Origin of the sequence: Photobacterium malacitanum (assembly GCF_900185615.1) — a bacterium.
GTDB classification, from domain to species: Bacteria; Pseudomonadota; Gammaproteobacteria; order Enterobacterales; family Vibrionaceae; genus Photobacterium; species Photobacterium malacitanum.
The window spans coordinates 430,837-447,359 of sequence record NZ_FYAK01000001.1; the positions used below are offsets into that span (position 1 = coordinate 430,837).

Below are 16,523 nucleotides of genomic sequence, written 5' to 3' on the forward strand. Positions count from 1 at the left end.
AAATGGAAAAGATTGGTTCATAAATGGGATAATAATGAAACTACTTGATGATATGGCGCTATTTGTAGAAGTAGCAAAAGTGATGAGTTTCCGCCAAGCAGCTGAAGTAACGGGTGTACCTAACTCCACCCTATCACGAAGAATTAGCGCTTTAGAAAAAGCAATAGGTCTACGATTGTTTTATCGCACTACGCGAAAAATAGAACTAACAGAAGCCGGTCAGCTTTATTATCAACGCTGTCGTCGTATTGTCGACGAAGCTAAACTTGCTCATGAACAATTAGGTGAACTAGTAACACATCCAACAGGTACTGTGCGTATCTCTGCGCCGATTGATTTTGCGACTATTTATATCGCGCCATTATTACCAGAATTCAGTCAGCGCTACCCAGATATTCGGTTAGAGTTTGATTTAAGCTCTCGCCGCGTTGATATGACATCAGAATCATTTGATGTTGCTATTCGCGCAGGAGAAAGTGAAAACTCGAGCTTAATTGCCCGTAAAATTGCCCGCTTTCATCATTATGTGTATGCCAGCCCTACTTACTTAGCCCAATACGGCGAACCACAAACTCCTAACGATTTAGTTAATCATCAATGCTTTAGTATTGTAAAGTCCGCCCACTGGACGTTATATAATCAAGATACTCGCGCAGATATAAAAGTAACCAACAAGTTATTTGTTAATAGTATCGGCATGATCAAGCAGCTAGCGATATTAAATATGGGGCTAATTCTAATGCCGAAAGAGATTGTGGCTCAAGAATTAGAACACGGTAAGTTAATCCATGTACTTCCCGATTGGAAAAGTGCCGCAGTCCCCATTTATGCCATCACAGAAACGCGATTATTACCGGCAAAAACCCGCTGCTTTATTGATTTTTTACAGCAACAATTAGAGATGAAAATAATCAAGAGGTAAAAGATTGAAAGATTGAGAGATAAGAGATTGCAAAGAAGAGATTGCAAAGAGATAGGACAGCCATACCTTGTCCAAGGTTATAATTTATGGCTGTCCTATTTTTCTTGATTTTTCTTTAAGCTATTTTAGGTGTGTAAAGCGTTGCCTTGTTACTGTTCCCCATTTATGATCTTGGTATATATCTTCAATATAATTATCTGATGTATAGTCACTCACAACGTCACGCCAGAAACTAATAGCGTGATCAGCACCTGCAACTTGCTTGATTTCCCAACAACCGCCAAGGCGCTCGAATAAACTCGAAATAAAGCGTTTACCGACTTTATTTTTTCTAAAACAAGGCAATACATAGAAGTCACAAATTTCATACGCTTGAGGCGTGCTTTCATCTATTGCTGTTAAAGCGGCTGGAATACCATCTATATAAAGTAGATAACCCGTAACACTGCCCTTTAGTTGAGGATAAATCTCAAACACCCCATCAACATTTGGTTTATAAATAATAATTTGTGAAAATTCTGCAGCATAGCCTTGATACAAATTAGCATAAACATGAGCGTTACTGTCATCTACTGGCACTATATTCATCATGTGTTTTCCGTCATTATTAATCGGTAGGCATCATATCATCGCGAGTGAAAGATAATGCTTTTTAAAGAGAGTAAAGTGAAAAAAACAAAAAAGACAGGACACCCATATCTTATTCACGTGATATTTATGGGTGTCCTATCTTTGTTTAGTTAAGCGAATCAACAATGCCTATTTTCTAAATCAGCTACTTTGACCATTTAATGCCAATTTAATACGTTGATGCGTTCGGTAATTTGGAATCGAAATAAATTGATTCTGAATCGGTTGAGCACGCGGATTATCATAACCGTAAATATCACGGCGCATCTCTAACTGGCCATCAGGTGTTACCCACGCTGTTAAGTAAGCCACATCAACATTGACACGTGTATTTAAACCAATTTCACGGTGATTATTGGTATTAATCATATCGTCAACCGAAGGTAAATTCGGCATATTTTGATAAGACAGAATTAATGTTGCCATCTGACGTGGGTTTTGAACACGCATACAACCAGAACTTAAATCACGGCGGTAGCGGTTAAACAATGGGTACTCTGATTGTTCCTCGTCATGCATATAAACAGAGAACGAATCAGGCATCAAGAACGCCACCCGCCCTAACGCATTTTCAGGACCTGTATCTTGACGAAACTGATGAGGAAATGTCTTTGGATTTACCGTCGCCCAGTCAATTGATTCTGGTGGCACAACAGACCGATCCGTCCAGCTATTAATCACATCAATATGGCTATTCTTTAAAAAATTAGGATTCGCTTTAGCCGCTGGAATAATATTCTGAACCTTAATCGTTTCAGGCACATACCAATAAGGGTTAATCACCACCGTATTAATGTATGACTGAAATAAATTGGTTGGCCGTTTTGGCATGCCATCGATAATTTTCGATTCAAATACCGATTTTTTATTGTCATATAGCCTCATTTTAAAATCAGGAATATTAACAATAATTTGTGGGCCATCTCCTTGCAACTGTGCAAAACGTTCACGTTGTAAATTCAATGCCGTAATACGTGCCAAACTAGAATAAGGACGGATTAATTGGCTAACAACATCTGGCCCAATAATACCGTCCATCTTCAGACCATAATTACCTTGAAAGCTTTTTATTGCTTTACTCATCACACCCGTATTGGTAATCGTTTTTTGAGCAGTAACTTGTTGGTATTGAGGTTGAGTTAAATAGCCCAAATTCCAAAGCACAGTCGCCACTTTAGCGCCATAAGGAATGGTATCGCCGAGGTGAACGACGCCATCAAAGTGAACGGTGCTCGAATCAAGCGGGTTAGCCGGTAGCGATAATAAGTGGCTAATAACATCCATTGTTGGCACAAACAGCGAAGAAGGAATAAGAGAGTTGATCTTTTGAACCGTTAATGGGAAATAACTCTGCGCCATTTTCAATGTCAACGGCGTCAATGTCACAGGCTGTGAATTATATAATGGTCGAGGATCTTGCATTAATTGATATACATAATCGGCGTAAATCAAATAGGTATCAGTTAATAGCAGATCAAACCCACGCTCATCTGGCAACGCTTGTAGTTGTTTCAACTCTTTTAGACGTTGCGACATACCGGGTAGTGTTTTGGAATCTGCCAACGCTTGTAATTGCGGCATAATCGCATTGACAAGCACTGGATTAAACCAATATGGCATATAGTTATTTTCAGCATACAGCGCATTAAGAATGTCACCATTGCACACTTTTACCGTTGAATTGGCACATAAAGATGCAGTGCTATTTACTGTAGCACCATCTAAAACATGCCAATCTAGCTTATTGCTCGCTGCATTATCAGCCGCCAAAGCCGAACCACAAGCTAACAGTGCTGAAACGGTTATTACCGAACGAATCAATGTCGTTATTTTTTTGCAATTAAATTTCATCAACATTCCTTAACTAAAAAAGGAAGAATAGGCTTTTTTAGCGTTAAAATCATTCACCATTAAAAGTGACAAAGATTTCAAGAATGATGAGTTGGCGTAATTTATATTAAAAAGAAATAGATGCAGAATATTGAAAGAGTCTTTATGTCGCCCGGTGATGGTTCTTGCTATGATCCAATTACAATTTTATGGCGAACATAAGTTGGGATCTCAATCTTGTCGTCAATATTTACAGCTCTTGATTCAGCATTAGCACCAACAATTTCATTGAGCTGCTCATAACTGATACCGACAACTCGAGACGCCGCCATAAGCCCATTAATAAATGATTTCTTGTCGCGTTTTTGCTGTATTTCATCTAATGGTATTGCACAATATTCACGGTACTGTTGAGCTAGCAAAGCCAATAACTCAGCTTGTTTCGATTCCATATAAACTCCTTTTATTTGAAATAGCGCAAATTATCAATCAGTTAAAAATAAACGATTACCAATATATTACTCATCAGACTCTGCAAGGTAAACGTCCAACAACCATTAATAGTTATAGTCGTGCACTGTGTCGCATTACTTAACTTCACGACGGACAGTAGATTCCCTATCGCCCTCATGGGCATTCACTCAGCCTAATATTCGTCATCTGAAAGTGAGAAACGAAACTATCCGTGATCTACTCACCCCGCGATCGACCTTTAAAGACGCCAATGAAACAGCTTACGTTTTACGGCTAAATATAAGCTCTGCCTATATCCGTCATCTGAAAGTGAGAAACGAAACTATCCGTGATCTACTCACCTCGTGATCGAGCTTTAAAGGCGCCAGTGAAACAGCTTACGTTTTACGGCTAAATATAAGCTCTGCCTAATATCCGTCATCTGAAAGTGAGGAGCGAAACTATCCGTGATCTACTCACCTCGTGATCGAGCCTTAAAGACGCCACTAAAACAGCTTACGTTTTACGGCTAAATATAAGCTTTGCCTAATATCCGTCATCTGAAAGTGAGGAACAAAACTATCCGTGATCTACTCACCTCGTGATCGAGCCTTAAAGACGCCAATGAAACAGCTTACGTTTTACGGCTAAATATAAGCTCTGCCTAGTATCCGTCATCTGAAAGTGAGGAACGAAACTATCCGTGATCTATTCACCTCGTGATCGAGCCTTAAAGTCGCCAGTGAAACAGCTTACGTTTTACGGCTAAATATAAACTCTACAACACGTGGACAATAGATTCCCTATCGCCCTCGCGGGCATTCACTGTAGGGAATGACGAGGTTGGGGATTGGGGTTCACGATACGACAGAATCGCTTGGTGATCACAATGAGCTAGCCAAGATAACTAACTCATTGTTGGACAAAAGCTTGTTAGACTATCAACTCTATCACAGTTGATAGTTATTAGAAAAAGTAATGGCAAACTTCAATATCGCTATCCAACGTACTATCAATATTTACTTATATAAAGTGGCTTAGGCTTGTCCAACACTTCGGATAGGTGTCGGGTGCGCGACACATATTCTTATTTGTTATGTGCTAGTTTCACTATTTTGAATTTTGCGTCTAATGATACGTTCTTTCTGCTCTTGAGTCTGAACATATTGGACTGTACGAAATGCACTTAAATTCCAATTTTCACCTTGCCTAGCAGCTACATTTTTTTCAGAGTGCCTTTGAGGAATCATACCAATTTGCAAGAAAGATATATTTGCAAGACAAGCAGCTAGGTTGGCAAAAAGAACATCAAGAGAGCCTGCAGAATCAACGCATTTCTTACCATGTTCAAATTCCAACGACAATTCATGGAACCAATCATCGTCTGCAACTTTGACCGTCGATTTTATTGAAACCTCTACAGCCAAAATAAGACGCTTTGAGTATTTTTTCCACACACCCAAATCTTGGCAATGTTTTAGGTCTAGCCAAGCCTTACGACCGAATACGCTTTCCATCATACTTTTCAGCGGGTAAGCGGTTTCTAGACTGTGTTCCATATTACCCCTAAGGCACATAATGCCTTGTTATACGAATTTAAACCTTGAACACCATTTCTGGTGCATACTTTAAAACAAACCTAGCCACGTCTTCGCCAGCCATAAGATCAATTTGTTTATCCATTTTTTCATTTAAGGATTGGATTGCCGAGTCTAAAATCTCAGTAGTAGATGCTGTTGTTATAATTAGCCCTGCATTTGCTCCGTAAACTTTTATAGCATTTTCGATTTGGGACACGGCTTCAAGCGAATGATGGCAACCTTCAAAAGACTTAACCTGAACAACTACTTTATTCTCAATGTTTAAGTTTTTAAACGTAACAATTAGGTCTGCACCATTATCGGAGCGCCAGCCTGAACCATTTTCTTTTACGTGCACAACACCTTCAACTTTTCTAAAAACTTTTGCTAGAAACACCTCTAAATCTTTACTTTTATTCATTTGCTGTATGAATGATGTAATTTGAGGAAGAAAAGTTTCCGTTTTATCTTTTAAATAAAACTCACCTTTAGTGTCTTTACTTAAATCAATTTTGTTATCACGTAAGTTGGCAATTGATTGGTGAAAGTCTTGCTCTTCGTATACACGGTGGTATCGACTTCGTGGGCGCAAGTTTACAGAAGGAAGTACATTGTCATCTCGTCGATTGAACACACAAATAGACTCAACATCAACAGGTATGGCATGGCGAAAATCTACGCCATGAGTACTATTAATTCCGTCATCAAACTCATAAAAACCTGCAACCTTTACCGCAGTACATTGCCCCCACTCGGGAGTATTAATATGAACGATCCAATCATGAGGCTTTATTTCTAAAAGAAATAATTGTTTTGAATGCCATTCTGACCATGTTTCGAGCAATAAATTGTGCTCGTCTTTTTGCGACCAACCAAACCTTGATTTACCTTGCCTGATCGATTCGAATATTAAGGAACGGTTAACTGAATCATCTACTTTACTAAACGCCCAAACTGCCATATTTACTCCAATTTCCTGATTCGTATAACTGCCCAAACACCGGCGCAGCTATGCTGCGTCCGTGTGCTTTGATGTGTTATATTTCCTGTAGTTTTTGTTTCAGTGGGTAGCTATTTTCAACTATTCCATTAACTTCATCATGAGTGAAACCAACAACATTCAAAAAATGTAGGTTGAATATAACTTCCATTTTTGAACAAATAATCCAAAGAGCTCTTCCTGTTGCAGATTCGCTTTCCAAACTTTCACTGTAATGAGTTAAGTAGTTTCTTGTATTTACAATTTTTCTTAGTAGCTTACTTCTTTCTTTACTTGTTCCAAGATGATCTTTGAATGGCTCAATAATCTTCTTTAACCTCTTGTTCAGATTTATTTCATTTCCATGCATTAACCTGCCTTTTAACCATTCAATATGCTCGTCTGGACACCCTTGAAGAACTGTTGAAACCAGTGATTCGAAAGATTCTTGATCCATTAACGTTTCTTTGCTGGTTCTTCTGTGATAGGTCTCTAGCCCTTGTGCCAGAGCAAGAAACTTACCATCAAGGTACTTTTGTGCACCTGTTTTAGTTGAGAAATATAAACTAAATGCGGGGGATAAATATTCGTAAGCACTTATCCAATTATTGAATACTTGCTGCGCGTTATCTTTAATAGCGCCAAAAGTAAACAGCATATCATGCCTATTTCTTTTGGGCGTTTTTTCAGAATATGGATTACTTTTATAATAAACGGTGATTGGAACAGGGTATTGTTTATCATCTCCATAGCTACTCTGTATTTCGGATGACGTTGCCGAAACATTTTTTATAGCAACAATTTCATCCATGGCAAAGCACATAAGATTTATAATTTTAAAGGCAATAGTTGTGAAATCGTTAAGTTCACGTAACTCTTCAGATTCAAGCCTAAAATAAGCTCTCTGAGTAATCTTCGCTTCTTTTAGATTTGGGTAACCAGGAAGAGTGTATGCAAAACAAATTTCAAGCTTCATTTCATTATCTAAAATGAAACCTATTTTTTCAGGTGGATTGTAACTAATCGTAGCTGTCCTGCTTTCCCAGTTTTTATCTACTTTTATTCCACTAATTCCAACCCACTCATCTAGACAATCTACTGAGAAAGAAAAGGTATTAAAAGTTACGGGTTCACCTTGATCCCAAGCCGCCCCACTTAAGACCCTATTGACTAGAATTTTTGATTTTGAGATACCACCAAACGTGAAGTTCTTTTGAGTATAAAAACAGCAATCGAGAGTTACTAGACCATCTTTTTCAACATGACCAATGATTCGATCAATTTCATCATTATCATTTAGAGATTCTATACTTTCATTGAAATGACCGACGATTTCTAATTCTACACTTCCACCGTCATTGATTGAGAGTATCCCGGGAATCTTTTTTTCTTCTTTTCCTGGCAGCCAGAAGTAGCCTGTTTTTTTATATTCTTCTTCGATTCTCACGGTAAATCCTCTTGAAATCTAACAGTGTATTAATAAGCACTCTGACTTTCACAATAAGTGACTAAAAATGAAGGCAATTATACTTATATTCTGCACATTAAATTATACAAAAGTAACACTTTGTTACTAATATGGAAGATTGTAGGGAAAACGTAAATTTAACTAAAGTTTGTGGATAATCTCATAAATAAAACTAATTCAAAATCACATTAATACGATATGAATGAGTATTTGATCTAAAACGCTTTGGGGAAAAAACGTGTTAGATGCATATTTCACTGTAAGGAATGACGAGGGTGAATAAATAGTTTCGTGATTGTTCTTATTTAGTATTTAAAATAACGATACGGGATACAACCATAGGGCTAAGTAGATTTAGCAGAGAATAACAACAGAAGTGAATACAGCAGAAGAAAGAAAAGGAGGTTAAACAGCGTTCACCTCCATAGTTATAACTTATTGTATCTTATGATTTTTAGCTAAGAAAGCATCGAGTTTATTAGCAAAATTTTGGCGGTCTGCTTGCGTTAATGCAGACGGCCCACCAGTCTGAATTCCACTACTCCGCATGGTTTCCATAAAATCACGCATTTGCAGGCGCTGTTTAATGGTGTCTTTGGTGTACATTTCACCGCGCGGGTTTAATGCGTGTGCACCTTTGGTGATCAATTCATCAGCCAGTGGAATATCGGCAGTGATCACCAAATCCCCGGCTTCTGCTTGCTGCACAATATAGTTATCTGCAACATCAAAGCCCTGCTCTACTTGAATCGAGCGTAAAAAAGGCGATGGTGGAGTGCGAATATATTGATTCGCCACCAGCGTTACGTGAACTTTAGCGCGATCGGCTGCGCGAAAAAGGATCTCTTTTACCACGTTTGGACATGCATCAGCATCAACCCAGATTTTCATCACTTTTCCTTAAATGCTTATATAACACGAATTAACACGTTAAATTTAAATGCAAAAAAGCCGCCCTATATCAAGGCGGCTTTCTATTAAATCGTTAACTCAGTCAGTTTCATTAAGCTGAAACTTAACCTACAAGACCTTTCTTAGCGATGTACTCATCGTACGTGCCGTGGAAGTCTTCTACGCCATCTTTAGTGATCTCGATGATACGTGTTGCAACAGATGTTACAAACTGACGGTCATGAGATACGAACATTAGTGTACCTTTGAAGTTTTCTAACGCTAGGTTAAGTGCTTCAATAGATTCCATGTCCATGTGGTTTGTTGGTTCATCCATTAGTAGGATGTTAGGACGTTGCATGATTAGCTTACCAAACAGCATACGACCTTGCTCACCACCAGAAATCACTTTAACAGACTTCTTAATGTCGTTTTGTGAGAATAGCATACGGCCAAGGATACCACGAACAACTTGCTCGTCGTCGCCTTCTTTCTTCCACTGACCCATCCACTCTAGTAGTGTGATGTCTTCAGCGAAATCAGCGCTGTGATCCTGTGCGTAGAAACCGATATTGCTATTTTCAGACCACTTAATCATACCTTCCATTGGCTCCATTTGGCCAGCAAGGGTGTTAAGGAAGGTTGATTTACCGATACCGTTTTCACCGATGATCGCAATACGCTCACCTACTTCTACCAACAGGTTTACGCCATTGATAAGAATGTTATCGCCGTAGCCTTGTTTTAGACCTTCAACTTCAAGTGCGTTACGGAACAGTTCTTTTTCCTGATCGAAACGAATGAATGGAGATTGGCGGCTTGATGCTTTAACTTCTGTTAGCTGGATCTTGTCTAATTGCTTTTGACGAGATGTTGCTTGCTTAGCTTTAGATGCGTTAGCAGAGAAACGGCTTACGAACGTTTGTAGTTCAGCCATCTGTGCTTTCTTCTTAGCATTGTCTGCTTGAAGTTGCTCACGTGCTTGCTCTGCAGCCATCATGTATTCGTCGTAGTTACCAGGGAATAGACGAAGCTCACCGTAATCTAAGTCAGCCATATGAGTACATACGCTGTTTAGGAAGTGACGGTCGTGCGAGATGATGATCATTGTGCAGTTACGTGCAAGCAGGATCTGCTCAAGCCATGCGATAGTGTGAATGTCCAAGTTGTTCGTTGGTTCGTCAAGTAGCATAATGTCTGGGTTAGCAAACAATACTTGAGCCAAAAGAACACGAACTTTAAGACCTGGAGCAACGGCGCTCATTAGGCCAAAGTGTTGATCTTCAGAAATACCAAGGCCTAAAAGAAGTTCACCAGCACGCGCTTCTGCTGAGTAGCCATCCATTTCAGCGAATTCAACTTCAAGATCAGCAACACGCATACCGTCGTCTTCAGACATTTCAGGCATTGCGTAAATGCGGTCACGCTCTTCTTTCACTGTCCATAGTTCTTTATGACCCATGATTACAGTGTCAACAACGCTGTAGTTTTCGAATGCAAATTGGTCCTGACCTAACTTAGCCATACGCTCGTTAGGATCAAGTGAAACAGTACCACCAGACTGCTCTAGTTCGCCACCCAGAATTTTCATGAATGTCGATTTACCACAACCATTTGCGCCGATCAGGCCGTAACGGTTGCCACCACCAAATTTAACTGAGATGTTTTCAAATAATGGCTTATCGCCAAATTGCATTGTGATATTAGCTGTTGAAATCAATGTACTGTTTCCAAAATTTGTGAATATATCAAGCATTAAAAAAGCCGCTTCTTGTAAGCGACTTTTTCTCTAAATTGTTGTCTAGTATAGCAGCTTTCGTGACATACATCACCCTAAATTAGTGCTGCTATTTAGTAACGAGTAATTAACGACGTGATCGACCACCGTTATTACGGCCACCATTACGCCCTTTATTTGAACGTTCTTTATGTGCTGATGCTGCTTTTGCTTGTGATAACAAAATAGACTCAACGGTGAGTTCCATTGGCGATTTTGGTGTAATGCCGTGGGCAAACGTACGCATACGTGGTGGCAGTTCAAACTCAGCCGCTGATGCTCGAGGCATACGCTTAAAACGAGACAAATAAAATGTCTCTACTTTTTCACGTGCCCACTCTGTCTTTTTAAGGTATTTAACACTACTTGCAATCGAAGGCTTGGTATTAAAACAATTCATACGCAATGCAGTATCAAGAATTTCCCAGCCATAATGATCAACTAACTCCGTTATCATTTTCTCTAAGCTAAGACCATGTAATGGGTTGTTTTGCAGTAATTGCTGCTCTAGCGTCAATTCTTTCGGCGCTTTTTTAGGTTGTGGTTGTTGATCTAATTCTTGCATGTTAATTCCTAACAGAGACTCACTGAGTGGCGCGCATTATACTGATAATAGCAAAATAATCATTAATAAAAAAAAGAATAAAAAAAGCGAGCATTACACTCGCTTAATAATAGAACTCGATTTTATTGCTTATAAAACTCGTGACTTATTCCCAATCAAGAATAACTTTACCCGACATGCCAGATCGCATTACGTCAAAGCCTTGTTGGAAATCATCAATCTTATAGTGGTGAGTAATAATTGGCGTTAGATCTAAGCCTGATTGGATCAAACTTGCCATTTTGTACCACGTTTCAAACATTTCACGACCGTAGATACCTTTAATGATTAAACCTTTAAAGATAACTTGATTCCAATCAATACCCATATCTGACGGCGGAATGCCTAATAGAGCAATCTTACCGCCATGGTTCATGCTTGATAACATGCTGTTAAATGCCATTGGGTTACCTGACATTTCTAGACCGACATCAAAGCCTTCTTTCATGCCAAGTTCAGCCATCACATCGGTTAGGTTTTCATTAGCAACGTTAACTGCACGTGTTACGCCCATTTCGCGTGCAAGATTCAAACGGTATTCATTGACATCAGTGATCACCACATGGCGCGCACCAACATGTTTAGCCACAGCTGCAGCCATGATACCAATTGGACCAGCACCGGTGATCAATACATCTTCACCAACAAGATCAAAAGATAAAGCGGTATGAACAGCGTTACCAAACGGGTCAAAAATCGACGCTAAGTCATCCGAAATATCATTAGGAATTTTAAATGCGTTAAATGCAGGAATAACCAAAAACTCGGCAAATGCACCTTCACGGTTAACACCTACACCGATAGTATTGCGGCATAAGTGGGTACGACCACCACGACAATTTCGGCAATGACCGCATGTGATATGACCTTCACCTGAAACACGATCACCTAAGTTAAAGCCACGTACTTCTTGTCCCATGCCAACAACTTCGCCGACATATTCGTGACCAACAACCATCGGCACAGGAATGGTTTTTTGTGACCATTCATCCCAGTTGTAGATATGCACGTCAGTACCACAGATAGCTGTTTTCTTGATACGAATAAGTAGATCATTATGCCCCATTTGCGGCTTATCTACTTCCGTCATCCAGATACCTTCTTCAGGCTTTAACTTAGCAAGAGCTTTGATTTTCATAACACTTATTCCATAAAGCTAGAACAACCTCAATGGCTGTTCTATACAATAGCCTTAACACACTGCTAAGGCCGTGCCGATGTTAACAACGAAAAACGAATTAGATAATTGCCATCTCTTTACCCACTTCAATAAACGCATCAATCGCTTTATCAAGTTGCTCGCGAGTGTGCGCTGCTGACATTTGAGTACGAATACGTGCTTTGCCGTTCGGTACTACAGGGAATGAGAAACCAACAACATAAATACCTTTAGCTAATGCACGCTCAGCAAATTCTGCTGCGACTTTTGCATCACCTAACATAATTGGAATGATAGCGTGATCAGCACCCGCCATAGTAAAGCCAGCTGCTGTCATACGAGCACGGAAATGTGCCGCGTTTTGCCATAGGTTGTCACGTAAATCACCGCTTTCAGCCAGCAGGTCAATCACACGATTTGATGCAGCAACAATGGCTGGTGCTACTGAGTTTGAGAATAAGTATGGGCGTGAACGCTGACGTAACCAATCAATCACTTCTTTCTTACCAGCCGTGTAACCGCCGGATGCGCCACCCATTGCTTTACCTAATGTACCTGTAATGATATCAATACGATCCATTACATTATGGTACTCATGTGTACCACGACCATTTGCACCCATAAAGCCAACAGCATGCGAGTCATCGACCATAACAAGTGCATTATATTTATCGGCTAAATCACAAATAGCAGGCAAGTTTGCAACCACACCGTCCATTGAGAACACACCGTCAGTTACGATCAATGTATGACGTGCACCCGCTTCTTTAGCGGCGATAAGTTGTTGTTCTAGCTCTTCCATGTTGTTATTTGAGTAACGGAAGCGCATCGCTTTACATAAACGTACACCATCAATAATCGAAGCATGGTTAAGCGCGTCGGAAATGATCGCATCTTCAGCACCTAAAATCGTTTCAAATAAACCCGTGTTGGCATCAAAACATGAGGTGTAAAGAATGGTATCTTCCATACCTAGGAATGCCGATAGCTTTTGCTCTAGTTGTTTGTGTGCATCTTGAGTGCCACAAATAAAACGCACTGATGCCATACCAAAGCCATGTTGATCCATACCCGCTTTTGCTGCAGCAATCAGTTCCGGATGATTAGCTAAACCTAAGTAGTTATTGGCACAGAAGTTCAATACTTCTTCACCAGACTGAATCGACACTGCTGCTTTTTGAGCAGATGTAATAATACGCTCAGATTTGTATAATCCCTCAGCTTTAACATCTTCAATTTGCTGATTAATTTGCTTATAGAATGCAGAAGACATGTGTTCCTCACAGATTTATTGGATGATAAATAAAGCTCAAGCGCTAATAAAACCTAAAAGCTATTCTTCTAGACTAATGACATCCTGCCATTGCAGTATTAAATATCGACATCTAGCTTAATAGCATTCCTTTTACACCTTTTTTATTTGAAAATCGTCAACTATTTGGTGTTTTTTATCAACTCTTTGAACTAGCACTAGATTGGTTACTTTTCAGCATTCTAATTCAAACTTAACCGCAGTATTATCCCATACCATGGAAAATGATTATTGACCCTCAGGCACAAATCAATGGAAACTAATAAACTTATCGCACTAATGCCAGATTTAGCCGTATTTATCGTGGTGGTTGATGAAGGCAGTTATACCGCGGCAGCAAAGAAACTCAATGTCACCCCTTCTGCATTGAGTAAGCAAATCTCTCGCTTAGAAACGGCGCTGTCAGTGAAATTATTAGAACGTACTACCCGTAAATTAATGATCAGTGAATCAGGTAAACGCATTTACACCCAATGCACAACCATGTTTGATGCCGCAAAAAAGGCTATTGAAATATCACATTCAGAGCCCATTGTTCCGGCTGGAATGATAACCGTAGCCGCCCCTAAAGCATTTTTATCGATTGTATTACAACCGTTAGTCACTCCATTTTTAACCCAATACCCTGATATTCAATTAAAACTTAAAGCTCGTGATGGTGAAATTGATATTTTGAAAGAAGGGATTGATGTGGTGTTTCGATTGACAGAAAAACCCAGCGAAGATTTAGTATTAAAGCAGATCGGCAAAGTTGATCTTATGCTATGTGCCAGCCCAGATTACCTTGCGCGACGTGGTATACCAACAACACCGTTAGATCTTGTTGATCATGATTGCTTATATTTAGGTGAAACCAGTACTGATAATATTTGGGAGTTTGAACAACAACATACTCGCCATCGTGTAACAGTCAGTGGTCGCTATGCGGTTAATCACTCTCAAATGCGATTAAATGGCGTCAAAGATAGTTTAGGCATTGGTATTTTTCCTGATTTCGTGATCAAAGATGCATTGCAACAAGGCAGCGTTATTCGCGTATTACCCACCTGGACCATTCGTGGCAATTATCACGGTGATATCGCACTTCAATATGCACCAACCAAATTTATGCCAGCCCGACTAAGAGCATTTATTGACTACGTAACAGCAAATTTTAACTCCTAAATCATTGATTAATTGAGAAAATGTGCGTTTTTGTCACTTTTACTTTTTTTGAGGCGTTATTTTTGTCGTGAGGCTAAAGTTATCATTTGAACACTGCTGATAGACTTACCGCATAAAAGGTCATCACAAAACAAAGGACACTCGGTCCTCTCAATGTATGCCACCAAAACATAAAAGGATCAGTGTTCATGCACTCAAAAATCATAGAAAATCATGATGAATTAATCCACTGGATGCGTTTAGTCGAAACTACGTATGGCCGTTCAATTTTAACTGATACTGCAATTCATTTTGTGTCAGGTACTTATGATGACGGTACAACGGGTCATATGATTGAAATCTTCGATCTTGATGATGAAATTATCGCGAGTTCTGCAGTTAGCCATGAATTAGCCGAGTTTGCTAATAAAATGAACAGTGTTGTTCAGCAGCAAGGTACACAAAGCCTCGCCGCTTCTCGTGCTGTAATGCATTAATTGCTATCGTTAAAAATTCCATCTACGCTTTATTTCTCAGTCACTTCTGATTAAAGTGACTGCATACCTTATACTTCAATCAGTATAATTAACGGCTTTAACGGGTGGATAAACATGCTCGTTAAATTGAAATACAGTGGGAATCGCGATGGAAAAATATATTGGCTTAATGTCAGGCACTAGTATGGATGGCGTTGACGCTGTTCTGGTAGAAATTGACAACAATAATATTCAGTTACTTGGCTCGCATCCCTTTGCTATGGGTAACAATCTAAAACAATCATTATTAGATATCTGTTTAGGCCAACCAACAAATTTGCAAACATTAGGTGAACTAGACCATCGTCTAGGTCATCTTTTTGCCGATGCTGTATTAGCATTACTTGAAAAAACCAATACTAACGCTGCTGATATCACGGCAATTGGCAGTCACGGTCAAACGGTATTTCATTCGCCACATACTGAATATGCGTTTACGATGCAAATTGGTGATGCCAATATTATTGCCGCCAAAACAGGCATTACGACTGTTGCTGATTTTCGTCGTAAAGATATGGCGTTTGGTGGCCAAGGCGCACCGTTGGTTCCCGCCTTCCATCAACAGCTGTTTAGTTCCAATCAGTGTACTCGCGTTATTTTAAATATTGGTGGTATTGCCAATATCACTGTATTAGAGCCTAATAAAGCAGTAACAGGGTTTGATACTGGCCCTGGTAATATGTTGATGGATGCGTGGATCAATCTCCACCAGCATAAAAGCTATGATGACAATGGTAACTGGGCCCGTTTGGGTAATGTTAGCTCAACGCTATTAACGCGTCTATTATCAGAACCTTACTTATCCCAACCAGCACCGAAAAGCACTGGACGCGAGTTATTTAACCTGCCGTGGCTAGAGCAATATTTAACTGAACCTGCCATCGTAGAACTACAACTTTCTGCTTGTGATATTCAAGCAACATTGACTGAATATAGCGCCCAAACTATCGCTAATGAAGTTATAAAAACAGGCCTGACTCCTGCCATTACTCCCAATGAACTCTTGGTCTGTGGCGGCGGCGCGCACAACCCTATTTTAATGCAGCGACTAACAGAGTTATTGCCCAATTGGCTGGTAATGACAACCGCAGATCGTGGTGTCGATATTGATAACATGGAAGCAATGGCATTTGCATGGCTCGCATACCGTACCATGCATCATCAATCAGGTAATTTGCCCGAAGTAACAGGAGCGAGCCGTTTAGCTCAACTCGGCGCGATTTATCCTGCTGATTAACT

At 39.7% G+C, this 16,523-nt stretch carries 15 protein-coding genes; 4 read left to right on the plus strand and 11 right to left on the minus strand.

Going from position 1 to position 16,523, the window contains the following annotated elements; translation table 11 throughout:
- Window positions 1-34: 34 nt before the first annotated feature.
- The gene (locus PMAL9190_RS01900) at window positions 35-922 is read left to right on the plus strand and encodes a LysR family transcriptional regulator (RefSeq protein WP_087843671.1); all 888 of its coding nucleotides are present in this window, start codon (window positions 35-37) and stop codon (window positions 920-922) included.
- A gap of 120 nt (window positions 923-1,042) precedes the next feature.
- Here the strand turns inward: PMAL9190_RS01900 and PMAL9190_RS01905 are convergent, their stop codons facing one another.
- The 11 genes from PMAL9190_RS01905 to PMAL9190_RS01955 all read right to left on the minus strand — a co-directional run bounded on the left by PMAL9190_RS01905 (window position 1,043) and on the right by PMAL9190_RS01955 (window position 13,566).
- Window positions 1,043-1,510: a GNAT family N-acetyltransferase gene (locus PMAL9190_RS01905; RefSeq protein ID WP_087844194.1), complete on the minus strand. Its 468-nt coding sequence runs from the start codon at window positions 1,508-1,510 to the stop codon at window positions 1,043-1,045.
- A gap of 183 nt (window positions 1,511-1,693) precedes the next feature.
- A complete protein-coding gene (locus tag PMAL9190_RS01910; RefSeq protein ID WP_087843672.1) occupies window positions 1,694-3,403 on the minus strand; it encodes a L,D-transpeptidase family protein in 1,710 nt (569 codons plus the stop codon).
- Window positions 3,404-3,570: 167 nt separating this feature from the next.
- Window positions 3,571-3,834, minus strand: a complete 264-nt coding sequence (locus PMAL9190_RS01915; RefSeq protein WP_087843673.1) for a hypothetical protein — start codon at window positions 3,832-3,834, stop codon at window positions 3,571-3,573.
- A gap of 1,095 nt (window positions 3,835-4,929) precedes the next feature.
- The gene (locus PMAL9190_RS01920) at window positions 4,930-5,394 is read right to left on the minus strand and encodes a hypothetical protein (protein ID WP_138240411.1); all 465 of its coding nucleotides are present in this window, start codon (window positions 5,392-5,394) and stop codon (window positions 4,930-4,932) included.
- Between the two features lie 37 nt (window positions 5,395-5,431).
- Entirely contained in the window at window positions 5,432-6,376 is a 945-nt protein-coding gene (locus tag PMAL9190_RS01925) for a restriction endonuclease (protein WP_087843675.1), read from the minus strand.
- A gap of 76 nt (window positions 6,377-6,452) precedes the next feature.
- The gene (locus tag PMAL9190_RS01930; protein WP_087843676.1) at window positions 6,453-7,841 is read right to left on the minus strand and encodes an ApeA N-terminal domain 1-containing protein; all 1,389 of its coding nucleotides are present in this window, start codon (window positions 7,839-7,841) and stop codon (window positions 6,453-6,455) included.
- 456 nt (window positions 7,842-8,297) lie between these two features.
- Complete coding sequence (locus PMAL9190_RS01935) at window positions 8,298-8,753, minus strand: YaiI/YqxD family protein (RefSeq protein WP_087843677.1); 456 nt, start codon at window positions 8,751-8,753, stop codon at window positions 8,298-8,300.
- 124 nt (window positions 8,754-8,877) lie between these two features.
- Window positions 8,878-10,473, minus strand: a complete 1,596-nt coding sequence (locus PMAL9190_RS01940; RefSeq protein ID WP_144384309.1) for an ABC-F family ATPase — start codon at window positions 10,471-10,473, stop codon at window positions 8,878-8,880.
- Window positions 10,474-10,618: 145 nt separating this feature from the next.
- On the minus strand, window positions 10,619-11,095 hold the full coding sequence (locus PMAL9190_RS01945) for a VF530 family protein (protein ID WP_235004261.1): 477 nt from the start codon (window positions 11,093-11,095) through the stop codon (window positions 10,619-10,621).
- 145 nt (window positions 11,096-11,240) lie between these two features.
- The gene (tdh, locus tag PMAL9190_RS01950; RefSeq protein WP_061000490.1) at window positions 11,241-12,272 is read right to left on the minus strand and encodes an L-threonine 3-dehydrogenase; all 1,032 of its coding nucleotides are present in this window, start codon (window positions 12,270-12,272) and stop codon (window positions 11,241-11,243) included.
- 100 nt (window positions 12,273-12,372) lie between these two features.
- Window positions 12,373-13,566, minus strand: a complete 1,194-nt coding sequence (locus PMAL9190_RS01955; protein WP_087843679.1) for a glycine C-acetyltransferase — start codon at window positions 13,564-13,566, stop codon at window positions 12,373-12,375.
- A gap of 291 nt (window positions 13,567-13,857) precedes the next feature.
- On the opposite strand from PMAL9190_RS01955, the gene PMAL9190_RS01960 reads away from it, so the two are divergent.
- The 3 genes from PMAL9190_RS01960 (at window position 13,858) to PMAL9190_RS01970 (ending at window position 16,521) form a co-directional block, all read left to right on the plus strand.
- A complete protein-coding gene (locus PMAL9190_RS01960) occupies window positions 13,858-14,769 on the plus strand; it encodes a LysR family transcriptional regulator (RefSeq protein ID WP_087843680.1) in 912 nt (303 codons plus the stop codon).
- A gap of 188 nt (window positions 14,770-14,957) precedes the next feature.
- Window positions 14,958-15,245, plus strand: coding sequence for a hypothetical protein (locus PMAL9190_RS01965; protein WP_087843681.1), 288 nt, complete (start codon window positions 14,958-14,960; stop codon window positions 15,243-15,245).
- 148 nt (window positions 15,246-15,393) lie between these two features.
- Complete coding sequence (locus PMAL9190_RS01970; protein WP_087843682.1) at window positions 15,394-16,521, plus strand: anhydro-N-acetylmuramic acid kinase; 1,128 nt, start codon at window positions 15,394-15,396, stop codon at window positions 16,519-16,521.
- Window positions 16,522-16,523: the final 2 nt, after the last annotated feature.